The organism is Paenibacillus amylolyticus (genome assembly GCF_051136285.1).
Taxonomy (GTDB): domain Bacteria; phylum Bacillota; class Bacilli; order Paenibacillales; family Paenibacillaceae; genus Paenibacillus; species Paenibacillus amylolyticus_F.
The window spans coordinates 3865334-3882087 of sequence record NZ_CP194938.1; the positions used below are offsets into that span (position 1 = coordinate 3865334).

11 protein-coding genes are annotated in these 16754 nt (G+C 46.4%); 8 read left to right on the top strand and 3 right to left on the bottom strand.

Annotated elements, in window-relative coordinates:
* The first annotated feature begins 196 nt into the window (after positions 1-196).
* From ACR8BL_RS17045 to ACR8BL_RS17055, 3 genes are read left to right on the top strand one after another with little or no spacing between them, the layout of a single operon-like run.
* Positions 197-1291 (top strand): GtrA family protein, encoded by a 1095-nt coding sequence (locus ACR8BL_RS17045; protein WP_434756379.1) that lies wholly within the window; start codon positions 197-199, stop codon positions 1289-1291.
* The gene (locus ACR8BL_RS17050) at positions 1291-3582 is read left to right on the top strand and encodes a glycosyltransferase family 2 protein (RefSeq protein WP_434756380.1); all 2292 of its coding nucleotides are present in this window, start codon (positions 1291-1293) and stop codon (positions 3580-3582) included. The genes ACR8BL_RS17045 and ACR8BL_RS17050 overlap by 1 nt, the downstream gene beginning before the upstream one ends.
* Positions 3583-3593: 11 nt before the next feature.
* Complete coding sequence (locus ACR8BL_RS17055) at positions 3594-5453, top strand: hypothetical protein (RefSeq protein WP_434748707.1); 1860 nt, start codon at positions 3594-3596, stop codon at positions 5451-5453.
* 116 nt (positions 5454-5569) lie between these two features.
* Here the strand turns inward: ACR8BL_RS17055 and ACR8BL_RS17060 are convergent, their stop codons facing one another.
* Complete coding sequence (locus ACR8BL_RS17060; RefSeq protein WP_434748708.1) at positions 5570-6433, bottom strand: hypothetical protein; 864 nt, start codon at positions 6431-6433, stop codon at positions 5570-5572.
* A gap of 164 nt (positions 6434-6597) precedes the next feature.
* Positions 6598-8070 carry a hypothetical protein gene (locus ACR8BL_RS17065; RefSeq protein WP_434748709.1) on the bottom strand — a complete coding sequence of 491 codons (1473 nt, stop codon included), beginning with the start codon at positions 8068-8070 and terminating at the stop codon, positions 6598-6600.
* Between the two features lie 338 nt (positions 8071-8408).
* Between ACR8BL_RS17065 and ACR8BL_RS17070 the strand changes: the two genes are divergently transcribed.
* From ACR8BL_RS17070 to ACR8BL_RS17080, 3 genes are all read left to right on the top strand, one after another.
* Complete coding sequence (locus tag ACR8BL_RS17070) at positions 8409-8954, top strand: 50S ribosomal protein L25 (protein WP_434748710.1); 546 nt, start codon at positions 8409-8411, stop codon at positions 8952-8954.
* A gap of 173 nt (positions 8955-9127) precedes the next feature.
* The gene (locus ACR8BL_RS17075; RefSeq protein WP_434748711.1) at positions 9128-10342 is read left to right on the top strand and encodes an ATP-binding protein; all 1215 of its coding nucleotides are present in this window, start codon (positions 9128-9130) and stop codon (positions 10340-10342) included.
* A gap of 118 nt (positions 10343-10460) precedes the next feature.
* The gene (locus ACR8BL_RS17080; protein WP_434748712.1) at positions 10461-12401 is read left to right on the top strand and encodes a hypothetical protein; all 1941 of its coding nucleotides are present in this window, start codon (positions 10461-10463) and stop codon (positions 12399-12401) included.
* 56 nt (positions 12402-12457) lie between these two features.
* On the opposite strand, the gene ACR8BL_RS17085 is transcribed toward ACR8BL_RS17080, so the two are convergent.
* Positions 12458-13549 carry a GntR family transcriptional regulator gene (locus ACR8BL_RS17085; RefSeq protein WP_434753152.1) on the bottom strand — a complete coding sequence of 364 codons (1092 nt, stop codon included), beginning with the start codon at positions 13547-13549 and terminating at the stop codon, positions 12458-12460.
* A gap of 499 nt (positions 13550-14048) precedes the next feature.
* Between ACR8BL_RS17085 and ACR8BL_RS17090 the strand changes: the two genes are divergently transcribed.
* Together ACR8BL_RS17090 and ACR8BL_RS17095 are read left to right on the top strand one after the other, a co-directional pair.
* A complete protein-coding gene (locus tag ACR8BL_RS17090) occupies positions 14049-15668 on the top strand; it encodes a xylulokinase (RefSeq protein WP_434748713.1) in 1620 nt (539 codons plus the stop codon).
* A gap of 2 nt (positions 15669-15670) precedes the next feature.
* Positions 15671-16366 (top strand): L-ribulose-5-phosphate 4-epimerase, encoded by a 696-nt coding sequence (locus ACR8BL_RS17095; RefSeq protein ID WP_090923505.1) that lies wholly within the window; start codon positions 15671-15673, stop codon positions 16364-16366.
* Positions 16367-16754 lie beyond the last annotated feature (388 nt).

Consider the following 16754-nt stretch of genomic DNA (forward strand, 5'->3'; position numbering starts at 1 on the left):
GTAGTTTATTAGAGTTGTATAGTCTGATACGACTAACCTGTACATTGAAAATGTAAAACTTTTTTACCATTAGATTACAAAAAATTCGTTTACGCCCTACCTTTTCGGTGGTATACTCTGCTATATTCAAGGAAGGTATTAACGCTAATATACAACAAATTTTCATGAAAATATGTCGAATTGAGGCTCATTTCGGATGATTATAGCAAAAGAAAAGGACAAAACGATCATCCTCATTCCTTCGCTGGAACCAGATGACAGACTTTTATCCTATGTACGTCAGTTGCGAGACTACGGATTTACGAAATTGGTCATTGTAGATGATGGTTCTGGTGAAACCTACCAGCACATTTTCGAAGAATTAGGAAATGTTGGATGTGTTTTGTTGCGACACGCGCAGAATCAAGGGAAGGGTGAAGCGCTGAAGACCGGATTTCGTTACATAGCACAGCATTATGGAGAGACATACAACGTCGTTACTGCAGATTCGGATGGTCAGCACGCAGCGGAAGATGTGTATCGCATTGCTCAGGAGGCCAAACTTCATCCCAATGAATTGCTACTCGGTGTGCGTAATTTCAGTGAAGGTGATATTCCGCCCAAGTCCTTGTTTGGCAACCGCATGACCTCGTATATTTTTGCCCTTTTATATGGGAAGAAATTGTCGGACACTCAGACGGGGCTGCGTGCCTTCGGGGCAGGGTTATTACCATTTATGTTAGGCGTACGCGGTAAGCGGTTTGAATATGAGCTGCAGATGCTGATCTCCTGTATTCAATCCGGTATTTCCATTCATACGGTGCCCATTCAGGTGATCTATGAAAACGGCAATGCAGGTACACATTTCAAAGCCATCCAGGATAGTGCACGGGTGATGGGTGTGCTGTTCTCCAATTTCTTTCGTTTCATCTCATCGTCGGTTGCAAGCTCTGTGGTCGATTTGGGCATTGCCTGGTTCCTGATTGATTTCTTGCGTCCAATGATGGGGGATCAGCATTATTTGAGAATTCTGCTCGCGACGGTCATCGCCCGAGTAATCTCTATAGTCGTGAATTATGTACTCAACAAATATTTTGTGTTCCGGAAAGAAGATAGCAGGGGCAGCCTGTGGCGTTACTTAACGTTGTGCGGCTTGATTATTTTGCTGTCGAGTACAGGCGTATATTTATTCCATACCTTATTCTTCGTGGACGAGAAGGTGGCGAAGTTTGTATGTGACGCCATTCTGTTCCTGCTAAGCTTTCAACTGCAGCGGAGGTGGGTATTTGCAGCAAGGAGGAAGCAGCTGTAGTGCAAAATGAGAAAAGGCAAAATGTTTTTTTCATCATTACCATGATTCTCATGACCATCTATCTGATCTGGCGTATGTTCTTTACGCTGCCATGGGGCGAAGGGGTACTGAATGTCATATTTGGCATACTGCTCATTATGGCGGAGGCGGTCACGGTCGGCACGACCTTCGAGTTATTTTTTCAAAAGATGCAAAAGAAGCGGGCACAGCTCGATTTTCCGGTGATCCCGGATGAATATTATCCGCATGTCGATGTGTTTATTGCTACCCATAACGAACCGGTTGACCTGTTATATAAAACGGTGAATGCTTGTACGTTTATGGATTACCCGGACAAGTCGAAGGTGCATATCTACCTTTGCGATGATGGCGCACGACCTGCGGTGGAGGAACTGGCGAAGCAGTTCGGTGTAGGGTATCTGGGGTTCCCAGGTAACAAGGATGCCAAATCCGGCAACTTGAACAATGCGCTGAGCATGACGTCTTCTCCGCTGATTGCTACCTTTGATGCGGACATGATTCCACAGCGTACATTTCTGATGAAAACCGTACCTTATTTTATGCTCTCTACGTTTACCCAGGAAAATGGAGAATGGCGCCTGCGGCGTGAAGACGAGATCGATCCCACCTTTAAGCTGGGATTGGTGCAGACACCACAAAGTTTCTACAACCCGGATCTATTCCAGTTCAATCTGTATGCAGAGCAAGGGATTCCGAATGAACAGGATTTCTTCTCCCGCGAGGTTAACATTCTGCGCAATGCGTCCAATGCGGTTGCGTATACAGGCAGTAATACAGTGATTGCCCGGCAAGGAATGGTGGATATCGGTGGATTCCCGCTAAACACCATTACGGAGGATTTTGAGACAAGCATCCGATTGCAGCAGGAAGGTTACATTACCTATGCCACGCAGGAGGTTCAGGCTGCGGGGCAGACTACAACCACGATTCCAAGCATGATCAAACAGCGGATTCGCTGGGCGAGGGGCATTATTCAGAGTTTGCAAAATACGCGTGCACCGATCTCCAGGAAGCTGCCTTTCTGGACCAGGATAACCTATGTAAGCAGTTTTCTGTACTGGTGGTCTTTTTTTAATCGACTGATCTTTATCTTGTCTCCTATTCTGTTTGCTTTGTTTGATTTCCAGATCGTAAATACGACCTTTTGGCAGATTCTGATCTTCTGGCTGCCTTCGTATTTCTTCTACAGCCTGTCGATGCGTTATCTGTCGAGTAACATACGGAACCAGCGCTGGAGTCAGGTCATCGATACCATCTTCATGCCTTATCTAATCTGGCCAGTCATTCTGGAGACGGTGGGCATCCGTGAGCGTAAGTTCAAGGTAACGAATAAAAACCGTTCAACGGGCCGCGAGTGGATCGCCTCGATGAAATATGCGCTACCGCATATTTTTCTACTCCTATTATCCATCGCCGCCATTATTCGGTATGTGAATGGCAAGTACGGCATCGCTTTGTTTTTCAGCAGCATCATTATTTTCTGGCTCGTTCACAATATGATTGCCTTGCTCTATGCTCTCTTCTTCATGATCGGGCGCCGGGCATACCGGGAGAATGAACGGATACGGGCAGAGGAGGACGTCATCATCCGTTATCCGGACAGCACGCTACGATATGAGGCCAAAAGCGTTGATCTTTCGGAGAACGGCATTGCATTTTACGTTCCGTACCCCATTTATTTGCCGGAGAAAAAAACGATTTCATTAGTGGTCAAATCGGATCGATATGAAGCGAATCTCGATGCCGTTATCGTTTATGTAAAAGCAGATGGGGAAGGCTGGCGTTATTCGGCAACAGTTCAACCGATTGATGAAGCGGATAATCGTCAATATATGCAGCTCATCTACGACCGGAAACACTCGCTGCCGGAGCAGATGAATCTATGGGACACCGCGTATGATGACATGCTACGGAATGTGAAGAAACGCATTATACAGCCCAAATCCGATCAGCGGAAAATGCCGAGGCTGTCCCTTCATCTTCCTGTGACCTTCACAAATCATGCAAGCTGTACACTGCTCAGCTTCAATTATCGTTTCTTCTCTGCCACAGGGCTGCAAGGTAACATAGCCGAAGGGTCAGAGGTTACCTTTTATACGGACAGCAATCTTGAAGTGGTCTTAAAACATACTGGAAAAACAACGGCGAATAAACGTGAAGTGCTTCTCTCCGTAGAGAATATCGATGAGATCTTGGGGCGTGGTTTGATTGATCAGTTGCTGAGTGATTTGATCCGTCCACAAGCTGAGCGGTTCACCAAAGAGGGTTAGGAGAGATAGAAATGTTGTTTTTGCTTCAACTTGTGATGGGCATGTTACTCATAATATCGATGGTAGGTTATATGCAGTTTGTCCGTAAATTCATGTCCATCCGGTGGGAGTTCATTCCGATATTTGTGTTCTCGGCTATCGCTTGTATCGTCTATTTCGCCGGATTAGCAGGACAGCTCTTCACGGGTAGCATCGTTGTGTTGGTTGCAGGCTTACTCATGTTTAGAGGCAGAGTTATCCACGCTTTGTATCAGAGCAAACGGGGGACATGGTCCTTTTCATTTTCATTGTTTCAGTTAAGCTTTCTGGGCGTGGGTTTTATATTTCTACTCATTCTGTTCCAGACGGAACTAACACACTACGATAATTTCTCGCACTGGGCAATTGTGGTAAAAGAGATGCTTAGCACCAATGCATTTCCAACGCCGAATTCAGATTTGATCGAGTTTAAAAATTACCCACTTGGTACTTCATCGTTTATCTATTACATTTGCCGATTTATGGGGCATGCTGAGCCGATCATGCTGCTGGCACAGGGCTTGCTGATCTTTGCTTGCTTCTATGCCATGTTTGGCGTTGTGTCAGAGAAAAAAAGGTTCTTGCTCTACGCTTTTCTCGGGTTAGGGTTATCGACCTTGTCCTTTTTCAATCTGACCATTCGAATTACCAACCTGCTGGTCGATTTCCTGCTTCCAATCTATGCGCTCGCGATTGTGGCAGCGATATACCAGTATCGCCATGATCTTAAGCGAGCTTGCATCATTATTCTGCCGCTGGCAGGTCTGCTGACAGTCATCAAGAGCACGGGCATTATTTTTGCTGCCGTTGGGCTGATCTTTCTCGTATACATGTGGCTGACGAATAAGCAACGTGCCAACTGGAAGGTCGGACTTGCTGTGCTGGGTACGATCGCAGGGGCATTGCTGCCCTATTTCAGCTGGAGCTGGCGTATGGCAACGGTATTCCACGGCGTGAATAACAAGTTCGAGGGAGCTGCTGCGGCACTAAAGTCTGGTAAAACAGCGGAGCAAAAGTGGGATATTCTAGTGCTCTTCCTGAAATCGAGCGTGGATATTACAACCAGACCCGTGCTGGGGATTGTCCTTTTCGAGCTAGCTGCGATCACTGCTTCCATTGTGGCCTATGTAGTGCTCAAGAAGAAGTGGAACCTGTGGAAAGTGCTGATTGCACTGAATGTGGTGGTCTTGCTATACTATGCGGGCATTCTGGCCCTGTATCTGTTCTCCATGCCGGTGGATGAAGCCATAAGGCTGGCGGGTTTCGAGCGTTATGCGTCAAGTATCGTTGTGCTGTTCGCTGGAGGGCTGGTGCTCTGTGCGGCTGTTGATATTGAGCGTACGTTCCATTACCGCATTGGTGAGGTTCCCGATCATCAGGCTTTCAAGACAGTGCAGACGAAGAGGCATTATCAACAGGGAATTATTGCCTGTATGGCACTGGCCGCGACTACCCTCTTGTCGGAGTATAACGGGATGATTTCAATCACCAAAACGTATGACAAGACCCTTCCCTACGAGGTTCATGCCGTGACGGGGGATCGGTGGTACACGGGCGGTAACGAGGATATGAACAAGTATCTGTTCTATGGCTCTGACCGGGATCAGCAGGTGACAAGTTATTACATGCAGTATGTTGGCAGATACTTCTTATATGCTCCGAATGTGGACGGTATCGTGCTGTTCTACGAGGATAATATGGACAATCTGCTGAGTGGCTACGATTACCTTGTCGTGATCGAGACGGATCGTAACGCTAAAATGTTATTGAAAAAACACTACGGCATTGATATGCAAAAAGGAATCTACAAAATCAGCCGTTCCGGTGACCGAATCGTGCTGACGTTAACTTGATTCTGTCCTTTCCTGCTCTTTCTGCAGGAAAGAACAGAATAGAATAGATAAAAGCTCCACTCACAGTTTGTTTTCGTGAGTGGAGCTTTTTCATCTGTGAACAGCGGAACTGCTGCTCAGATGGCATGGCCCTGCGGTTGAAGCTTCCGCATAAAGGCCTCGATATTATCGATCAGCAGCTTGTTGTTTGGCGAATCAGTCTGGGTGATGATCTCCTTAACCGCATGCACAAATGAGCTTAGGCTGGTCGAATCAGCCTTCTCAAATCGGTTCTGCGCAGGCAGGCTGCCAGAAGATCGGACCGCATCCTCTCGATATTCTTTTAACCATTCCTGATTCGTGGCTGCCTGTTTTGCAAAATTTTGCAGAATGCTGCTCCAGTCTTTGTTGTTTACAATAGCATCTTGCAGCTTACCAAAGGTGTTGGGCTGGAATTTGCGCATCATGTCATGGAGATTGATGTAGTCTTCTGGTGCACCATTAGGTCGTTGTAGCGGTGTATCATACTGAATTTGTTTTGTTTCAGGGTTGATCGTTCGTGTTGTGGAGATTGCTCCGATCTGGCGGATCGTATTCATGAACTCGGCGGCCTGATCACCCTTCATGTAGTTGCCCGCTATGTATTGTGCTTGGGTTAGACCAAGTTCGAGCAAAGCGGATCGACTGTCCTCTTCTGTCACATCCGTAATCAGATTGGATTGAATGATGCCATACACCGCTTCTTTTACCTCCGTAGATTGATCCTTGAGTAGGCGCTCCAATGACTCGTTAATCTGAACCGTTCCGAAGTAAACCGCCGCATGGTTCATGATATCAGAGGAGGCGAGCTGTCTCGAAGCGTTACTGATCTCTACGGTATCTGTGTTATGGGACAATTCGAATTTCCCTGTGACCATCGTTGGTGAAGTTGCGTGTCCCGTGCGCTGTTGTGAATGAGTATAGGCATTGAGGTCAGACGGAGTTGTGCTTTGAACCTTCATTCGTTAACACCCCTATTCGTTAAAAGTTAGATGCTTCAAATTCCCTATCATACATGTCTCTTCTTGTTATCGGAATAATATTCCATATTTTTAATATAAATGGACAAAATAACAAAAAAGCAACGAACGGTTCCTTCCACCGCTCGTTGCTCTACTAGGTTCAATTAGCCGCCGTAAATACTATAGGCGAAGTGATAAACAATATCGGTTGTATTTACACTTGGGCGGCTCGTCACTCTGGCCAGCACAGCACAAAGATCATAATAATGGGTAAAGCTTATGGCTCCTGGCAAGTACTGACTGAGGCTTCCCGCGGAGGGAGGCAGGGACAGCGTTGCTGTAAACTGGCCACTGCTGTTGGTCATGACTTTGGCCGTCCGGTAGCGGTTATTGCTACTGTCAGACCAGGCATCATTTGCCCAAATTACTTCGACTTCCGCATTAGCTACGGCATAATTATCGGATGTCGCTGCAACACCTGTCACGGTAAAGCTATTTCCGGTGATACGGTAATAGCGTCCATACGCATAAGATGGGTAATCATTGGGCCCGCCATTCGAATTGTATCCTGTGATGACCACTTTATCCGCTCGTAATACGGGTTGTAAATGCAGTGAATAGTTGTTATCGGAATAAGTATTGGTGGTGTAAACCTTCAAATAATAAGTGCCTGTGCCTAGCGATACATTACCACTCGTGGTGGGCATCAAGGTCATTCGATTGTTACTTAGTGCACCATACAATTCAGCTTTATAACCATTTGCTGTAGAAGCTTGATCCAGAGTGATGCGCATCGCATCATAGTTTCTGCTCTCAGGAACTGTGATTTTGTACCAATCCTGATCAATCTCCGAATTCAACGAGCGGCTTGCGAGTGTAGAACCGCCCGCAGCAACGGTAAGCGGATAGGCCCGCAGCGCGTTCTCGTCTGTCTCGAAGGCATCATACGTTGAGCTTGTAGAGACCGTTAGGGTAAACGCTTCGTTTATGCTGGCACCAACCTTGCCGTAGACTTCAATTAAATAGGCTTTGGCGCCAGAAGTGGTATTTTTCGTGCCCACATTTTCAGATAAGGTTCTTGACTGATTCCCATAAGTGTTCAAGTACGTACCATATATGGAGTAATCGATTGGAGTCGGATTCACTTCCCCGGTGGACATGTTGAATTCATAGAGATATAGATCATAATCAAGCTGTGCGGATGCGGGATTATCCATCTGTACTTGCAGGATGTGACCGGGTTGTGCATAAACCGGGTATAGATAGCTGGAGGTACCTTCCTCCTGGATGTAGCCAGTGTATGTAGTCGTCTCTGCTGAGGTTGCTGTGTTATCCGTATTCTCCGGTTGTGGAGTGGACAGCATTCCTTGTTTCTTGTGCGTTCTGGAAGTGGCAGAAGCCTCATTCAGATTGACGTTTGCCTTGAGCTGGTGTTCCTTCAATCGGGAAGAATCCAGCTCGGTGGGAACCTTGCTAAGCTCGGTAATAACCTCTTTGTCTGGCTGTATGACCTGTTCAGTAATACGTGTTTCCTGCAACTCTTTACCCTCAGAATCATTGTTAGCCGAAGCGTTGAAACCAAAAGCAAAGGTAAGAACCAAATTCATGACGATGAGCATGGAGAGTGTCTTTTTCAAAGTGTAAACTCCTCTCTTCTTATAATTTTTTGCTACAATTCTATAATATACCAAATAAATGCATTTGTTAAGTGATGATTATCATGGTAGTACAGTTAGTAGGTTCATCGACAAAAAAAGCTTTCTATGATAGGCTGGAAGCATACCAAGGGCATTCTACTTTTCCAAGTAGAGTGCCTTGCTGTATATTATGGGAGTTTACATTTAATGGTTTTAAAATGAATGCCATGTGGAGGTGGTGATGCTATGTTTCTCTCTTTAGCCCCCGTAGGGGAATGTTGGATGATGGAAAGTGAATGTGTACAAAAAAACATGGAAAACAGAGGAGCGAACATAGCATGACTACTTTTATACAAGCAGAGACCCGTATTAAATTAAAACCTTCAAGACTTCAGAATTTGCGCCAATCTGGCCGCCTGCCAGGCATTGTTTTTGGCAAAAATACAGAGAATGAGATGATTCATATACCGGCGATTCAATTCCAGAAATGGCTGAAACAAGGTGCTTCCGGTTTTATTGAACTGCAGTTCGAAGAGAAACCTTCACTTACCGTGTTGCTGGAAGATCTGCAGCGTGATCCGGTTACACGAGATTTGATTCACGTTGACTTTCAGCAGGTACAGAGCGGCGAGGTGCTGCGCACCAAAATTCCGGTCAAGTTCAATGGAACCCCGGAGGATGCGAAGTACGGTGGGGTTGTGCAGATTCAGTTAGCTGCTATTGAAGTGGAGGCGTTGCCTCGTCATCTGCCAACCGTGGTAGAGTTTGATATCAGTGCAATGAAGATTGGAGAAACTCTGCATGTTGAGGACGCCAAGTTCGCACCGGAAGTAACGGTGATTTCAGAGGGGAACGAATCACTTCTCTCCGTCATTAAACCTTAACGATTTTTGATATTTGAAAAGTTTTTTGAGAAGGTGCTGCATGGACTAATCATCCATGCAGCTTCTTTTTGATGGGGGCTTAGAAAGAAAATATTCCTTACCCATGGAAGGTAATATAGGAAATAAGTTACAATACTATATATATGAATTTCATGAACAAAGGTGGTGAATCTATGAAGGAATTGCACAGTCCAGTGAATCGAAAAACCTATTACATATCCATGTTTCTGATGATTGCTCTAATGGTAGCTGGATTAGGCGTATCTACCGCAGAGCTTCAGGGTATTACAACCGGGTATGTAATTCATTTGTTATGTGTTGTTACTATACCTGTATGTCTTCTCATTTATCCCCGATATGAAACATTTGCGTTTCGATTGAGCATCATTTTACTCGGATTTGTCTATTTCTACACGCTTGCTTTGATCTATCCTCAGACCTGGACAACATACATTATGATCTGTTTGCTGCCGGCACTCGCGATTCTGTTCTATGATTTCAAGTTGTTTTATATTTCACTCAGTCTCAATGTTATTCTGCTGGTCGTTGTGACGAGTTACATTCATAAGCAAGAAAATGTGTACAAGTATATACATACTGATCTGGCTGGCAATCTGATTAATATTATGGCGAGTCAATTACTCTTATTTCTTATTTTTTATCTGACCTTTGATCGTATAAGAAAGCAGGAATTATATTTGGAACAGGTCCAACAATCTGAACGCCTCAAAATGGTAGCACATCTAACGGCAGCTGTTGCTCACGAAATTCGCAATCCAGTGACGGTGGTGCGGGGGTTCCTGCAGTTGTATCGGGAAAATCCTGCTTTTGACGCTTCGGATAGATCAAAGTTTGCGCTAATGATCGATGAATTGAATACGGTAGAGCAGGTGACCTCTCAATTTTTATCCATTGCCAAACCGAACAGAGAGATGTTGGTTGATGAGAAAGTGGATGTGCAGGAGGTGCTTGAGGGCGTAGCCAGTCTATTGAGCTCCTACGCCATGTTATCGAATAAACATATTGAGATCGAGATTGGCGAGGGTTGCGCCATCCTGATGAATGCCGTTGAGTTCAAGCAGGTCATTATTAATCTGATCAAGAACGCTCTTGAAGCCTCTGATAAAGGAGCTATGGTTCACGTAACAGCAAGGCATGTGAAGCAGAAGGTGGAGATCAAGATTGTGGATCAGGGCTGCGGAATGACCGAAGAAGAAGTGAAGGCCCTGGGCACGCCGTTTTACTCACTGAAAACGAATGGTACGGGACTCGGGCTTATGATCTGCTTCAACATTGTGGAGAAAGTTGGTGGAACCATTAAGTATCAGAGCGAGAAGGGAGAGGGAACGACGGTAATTTTAACGTTTCCGGCGGCAGACGGCAGCTGAATCGCACGTAGAGTGAAGATCCCTGCCCGCTTGCGGCGAACTTAGCTATGTCGGGGTTAATCCGAAGTAATATCTAATTTTTCGTAAAGCTGTAATGTACATCATGAAGGAGGTAAGTATGATGCATAAACAATGTGGTTCAACAAAAATGGGGTATACGCTGTTTATAACAGCCATGTTATTTGTACTACTATCGGTTTTCGCTACATCTTCCTACGCGGCGGATGAGGAAAGTAACCTGAATGAGGCTGGCTTGGACAACCCACTGCAGTTGAAGTGGTCATCTCTGGACGAGTTGAATGATCACTTTTCCCGTTCCGTTGCGTATGGCAGCGGGACATATGTGATGCCGGCTGTTGGAGGTAATGTGAAGACGTCAAAAGACGGCATGTCCTGGAAGACGACGTATACGGGTTATCCAGTAGATTTTAGTTTGATCATATGGGGGGAAAATCAATTTGTAGGTTTTCGCCAGGAAGCACAATTCGTCAGTGTATGGACATCCAAGGATGGCCTTTCTTGGCAGAAATCAGATCAGCCGATACATATAAGTTTTCCGAGAAGCGCAGCATGGAATGGAAAAAGATATGTCGTTGTTGGCGGCACATCATACGACGGGGAGATTTTTTCCTCTGAAGATGGTGTGAAGTGGACGGAGCGAAAAACAGGAGTCGAAACCAACTTCACTGGTGTAGCATGGGGTAATCAGATGTTTGTAGCTCAAGGATATGAGGGAGGAATAACCGCAGTATCCAAAGACGGAATCACATGGAAAAAGGTGAAGACCAATCAGCCAAATTTTGAGCAAATCTGGAATATGACCTATGGCGGTGGGGCTTTTGTTGCCGTAGGTGATGCGACAATCATGACCTCCAGAGACGGTCAGAAGTGGAGCTTTGTACCATCCAACGTGTTTTGGTCGAGTGTCCATTGGGCGAAAGATCGATTTTACATTACAGGTTTTGAATATGTGGATAGAAAGAAACATATTCTGAGGCAGATCAATTGGACCTCCAAAGATGGTAAGGCTTGGAGTGACGCAGGTTTTGCATCCAAGCCTGTACAATATCCATACGTCACCCTTCATAACGGCAAGCAGTATGTGACGATTACAGATGCCGGTATTCAAACCTCGGTGGATGGAAAGCAGTGGAAGCTGACCAAACAGCATTCTTTTCAAATCCCGACGAACGTATATGGAGCCGCAGTAAACAAGGATAGGCTGGTTTTGGTAGGTGGGGAGCGCAGCCGGCTGGATTTTATATCGATAAGTTCCCAAGGATCGGCAAGAATGAATACATCAGGCACATGGGCATCTGCGCAAGTGAAACAAACCTTTCCGCTACGGGATGTGATCTGGTCTGGTAAGGATTTCTTCGCCGTAGGAGATAATGGGAAGATGATGACTTCGGTGGACGGGCTAAAGTGGACGAGTATCAAATCGCCTACAACTCGGTCTCTCACAAGTGTGATATATAATCGTGATACCTATTACGTAGCGGGTGAGGCTGGCACGATCCTGTCCTCCAAAGACCGTAAGACATGGAAGACGTTAAATACGAAGGTGAAGAAAAAAATCAATGCCATGGCATCAGATGGCAAGACGCTGGTTGCTGTAGGGGAGAACGGACTTCTATTGGCCTCGCAGGATGGAGTAACATGGAACGAGATCCGGGCACTTTTCCCAGGACATAACTACGATATAACATGGGGTGACGGCCAATTTGTCGTGACAACAGCCAGTTATTATGGCAATGCGAGTACAGCGGTTATTTTGACATCATCTGATGGCCTCAAGTGGAAAGAATCCGGTTTCCCTGATCAATTATACGCTCATGGGATGGGTACAGGATTCTTTGGTATCACATATGCGGGTGGGCTGTTTATCGCGGTAGGTAGTGAGGGTTCCATTTTCGTATCCAAAGATGCAGAAAAGTGGAGCAAGCAAGAGGTATTATCGATGGAAGATTGGTATACGGCGGTGGAGTTTGGAGGCAAGATATATGTCTTTGGCAACACGGGCAAAATTGTCACGGCTAACTTTCCTGTGTTGAAGTAATGAGGAGGATTTGAATTAAGGCTGCCGCAGGGCAGCCTTTTTTGTCTGTACACTGTCTACTCTGCCTCTATCTCCTTCACCGTCTCGCCTTCCACCAGCTCAGGCTGATAGTAGGTTTGATTGGGGAGATCTTTCTTCCCCTGCAGCTTGCGAATGACCCAATCGGCAGCGTCACGCCCCATCTGCTCTTGGGGATGTGTGAGTGTGGTGAGTCTGATGTTGGCATTTTTGGCGATGTACGAATTGTCCTGACCGATAATCGACAGCTCATCCGGGATCGAGATCCCGAGTTGACGGCAAGCTTGCACGACCTCCAGCCCAACCTCATCGTTGTAACAGACGATCGCGGTGAGTGCATCCCGATTTTCTTGCAGATACGTGGTCACATTCGCGGACAAATCAGCTTTAGATGCTGTGTCAAACGAGAGCACATGCTCGGGATGGAACCTCATTTTTGCCTCCCCTAATGCCTTGATGTACCCCTTCATCCGGTACTTGCCCTGCAGGTCGTCCATTTTGGCAATGATACCAATCTGGGTATGACCTTTGGAGATCAATTCCTTGGTAGCAAGATAACTGGACTGCACATCATCCAGACAGAAAAACGGCACCTCTAACTCTTCATAAAACGCATTAATCATCGTAAACGGCACATCCTGCTCCTTAAACGACAGGTAGTACGCGATATTGGGATTGTACAGATTGCTTTTGGTCGGTTCAACAATCAGACCATCTACGCCATAGGACAGCATCATTTCAAGTGCTTTTTTCTCCTGTGCAACATCATTATTCGTGCTAGCAAGCAGCAAGGAATAGTTGTCCTCGTTCAGACGACGCTCGATACCGCGAATAATGGATGGGAAAATATAGTCTGAGATATAGGTGGTGATGACACCAATTGTCTTTTTGGAAGTGCTGCCACCTGCACGCGATCGGTATTGATTGCTGACATAGGTGCCGGAACCCTTTTCGCTGCGTAAAAATCCTTCGTTAGATAACTCCAAAATAGCCTTACGAACGGTCTGACGGCTCACGTTATAACTTTCCTGTAATGCCGATTCCGTGGGAATCTGCGCGCCAATGCTGTATGTTCCCGACAAGATATGGCTCTTTATATCATCAATAATCACTTGGTATTTGGGTTTCACATTGTCCACTTCTTTCATTGTAACGTCAATATAAATTGAACTATAGGCTCTTGCACTGCGCTTCGATGAGAGAATAACCTTCTAGTTATGTTAGTTCAATATATACGTTAGTAAATCTGCATTTAAGTTGTACGTACATATTCTAGCATGATTCGCTTTACTTGCAAGGTAAACCGTACATTTTCTGAAATGATACATACAACTAAGATCTTTTTTGTCGAATTGGATCTTATATTTTCACATGGAAAATGAATAAAAATACGTTGGTGTAGCAGGTTATTTAGCAAAATTAGTCCTTTGTGAGTATAACTTGGATATCTCATTGACAAATGTACGTACAAAAAATATACTAAGGCTGTCAGAACAGGAAAGCGCATTCTTGGAATGCTGAAATAGATTATAGCCATAAACGGAAGTGGAGCTGCACTTTATTACACGTGCACCGGAATAGATGCCATTCCTCGGATGTAAATGGCGACCAGAGAGGGGATATGCCGAAGTGACGAGTCATGTGGATGTGAAAGAGACGATTGCCAAGGGTGCAACCGCACTTGGGATTGAGCTTGGATCAACGCGCATTAAAGCAGTATTGATTGACGAGTATTTTGAAACGATTGCCTCCGGCAGTTATGAGTGGGAGAACCTGCTGAAGGACGGGTATTGGACGTACAATCAGGAGGATATCATCACCGGGTTGCAGACGGCATACCGCGAGTTGAAGGAGGATGTACAGCAGAAGTACGGTGTACCACTGACAACCGTAGGTTCAATCGGCTTCTCGGCGATGATGCACGGATATATCGCGCTCGATCAAGCGGGGGAAATGCTCGTGCCGTTCCGTACGTGGCGTAACTCCACGACAGGTGCGGCTGCACGCGAGCTGACAGAACTGTTGAAATTCAACATCCCTGAACGCTGGAGCATTGCCCATCTGTACCAGGCGATTCTGAACGGAGAGCAGCATGTACCTCAGATCGATTACCTGACCACACTGGCAGGTTACATTCACTGGTTGCTGACAGGGAATAAGGCGATTGGGATCGGCGATGCATCGGGTATGTTCCCGATCGATGAGACGACACATAGTTATCATCCGGCAATGGTCAAACAGTTCGATGAGCATATCGCTGGCAAAGGTTATCCGTGGAAGGTCGAGGATTTGCTGCCTAAAGTGTATCTCGCAGGAGAACATGCAGGTGCATTGACGGAAGCTGGAGCGAAGTTGCTAGACCCGACAGGAGAACTGGCAGCAGGTATTCCACTGTGTGCACCTGAAGGTGATGCAGGAACAGGTATGGTTGCCACGAACAGTGTGCGCAAACGGACCGGTAATATCTCGGTGGGCACGTCCGTATTCGCCATGATCGTACTGGAGAAGGAATTGTCCAGCGTATATCCCGAGATTGATATGGTGACCACGCCAGATGGTAGTCCGGTCGGCATGGTGCATGCCAATAACTGTTCGAGTGATCTGAATGCATGGATCGGATTGTTCCGTGAGTTCGCACAAGCAATGGGCATCGAGGCTGATTCCGGCAAGCTGTTCAGCGTATTGTTCAATAAGGCGCTTGAGGCTGACCCGGACGGGGGCGGATTGCTTAGCTACGGGTACTACTCTGGTGAAAATATTACAGGACTGGAGCAAGGACGTCCGCTGTTTGTTCGCTCTCCTGAGAGCAAGTTTAATCTGGCGAATTTCATGCGCACGCATCTGTTCAGCGCCTTCGGCGCGCTCAAGCTGGGCATGGATATTCTAACCGAGAAGGAGCAGGTGGCCATCGACAGCATTTTGGCACATGGCGGTCTGTTTAAAACACCTGTAGTGGGACAGCGGATCGTAGCAGCGGCTATGAATGTTCCGGTATCTGTGATGTCTACCGCTGGTGAAGGCGGAGCGTGGGGAATGGCCTTGCTGGCTTCGTACCTGATTAATCAGGATCAGCAAGAAACGCTGGATGTGTTCCTAGAACAAAAGGTGTTCAAGGATGTAGAAGGGGTCGAGGTGGCACCGGATGCAGCGGATGTGAAGGGCTTTGAAGCATTTATCGAACGCTACCGGAGCGGACTTGCCATTGAGCACGCAGCTGTAGAGCATCTGGTAGAGAACGGAGGAAATTAAACATGTTGGAACAACTGAAACAAGAGGTATTCGAGGCCAATCTGGAGCTGCCGAAGCACGGACTAGTGAAATTCACTTGGGGTAATGTTAGCGCGATTGATCGGGAAAGCGGTCTATTCGTTATTAAACCAAGCGGAGTCGATTATGAAAAAATGAAAGCCAGCGACATGGTTGTCGTCGATCTCGACGGTAACGTGGTTGAAGGGGAGATGAGACCTTCCTCGGACACCGCAACCCATGCTGTCCTATATAAACATTACAAGGAAATTGGCGGCATTGTGCACACACACTCCACCTGGGCAACGATCTGGGCGCAAGCGGGTCTCGACGTACCTGTCATGGGTACTACTCACGCGGATACATTCTACGGAGCCGTGCCTTGTGCTCGCTTCTTGAACCAGGATGAGATCGATCGCGGATACGAAGCGGAGACAGGTCGTGTGATCATTGAAACATTTGAACAGCGCGGACTGGATGTGATGGCAATTCCAGCAGTGCTGTTGCATGGTCATGCACCGTTCACATGGGGCAAAGACGCCAAGTCAGCCGTAGTAAACAGCGTTGTGTTGGAAGAAGTGTGCAAGATGAACCTGTACGCGCGTCAGCTGAACAACTTTGCTAAGGAACTGCCACAAGGCATTCTGGATAAACATTACTTGCGCAAACACGGCAAGGACGCATACTACGGCCAGAAGTAATCTGGAACTGTAGAGGTTGGGATGTTGCAATCAGAGTATCCCGAAAGTTAACCAGCGACTGGAAGATGGCAATGTCATCGAAGTGGCCTGTTGTAACTACCCTGCCCAACCTAAGTTGTATAGAACTTTTTTACACCACTAACGAAGCAGACAGAAGAAAGCTGTAGAAGCGGAGCGTTCGCGTTTATCATCGGATTTCCCCCTTTAGGAGGGGAAGGAAAAGAAATCCGAGGATAACCAGTGATCGAAAGATGGTACTGCAATCGGAGTGACCCGGTGTAACTACCTTGCCCGACCCAAAGTTGTATAACCTTTTTTACACCACTAACGGAGAGTGCAGAACCAATCTGGAGAAGCGAAGCGCTCGCGTTTATCATCGGATTTCCCC

Excerpts from the sequence above, each read along its gene's own strand:
- ACR8BL_RS17070 (WP_434748710.1), top strand. The coding sequence starts at position 8,409 with ATGACTACTTTTATACAAGCAGAGACCCGTATTAAATTAAAACCTTCA.
- ACR8BL_RS17095 (WP_090923505.1), top strand. The coding sequence starts at position 15,671 with ATGTTGGAACAACTGAAACAAGAGGTATTCGAGGCCAATCTGGAGCTG.
- ACR8BL_RS17075 (WP_434748711.1), top strand. The coding sequence starts at position 9,128 with ATGAAGGAATTGCACAGTCCAGTGAATCGAAAAACCTATTACATATCC.
- ACR8BL_RS17045 (WP_434756379.1), top strand. The coding sequence starts at position 197 with ATGATTATAGCAAAAGAAAAGGACAAAACGATCATCCTCATTCCTTCG.
- ACR8BL_RS17080 (WP_434748712.1), top strand. The coding sequence starts at position 10,461 with ATGATGCATAAACAATGTGGTTCAACAAAAATGGGGTATACGCTGTTT.
- ACR8BL_RS17060 (WP_434748708.1), bottom strand. The coding sequence starts at position 6,433 with ATGAAGGTTCAAAGCACAACTCCGTCTGACCTCAATGCCTATACTCAT.
- ACR8BL_RS17055 (WP_434748707.1), top strand. The coding sequence starts at position 3,594 with ATGTTGTTTTTGCTTCAACTTGTGATGGGCATGTTACTCATAATATCG.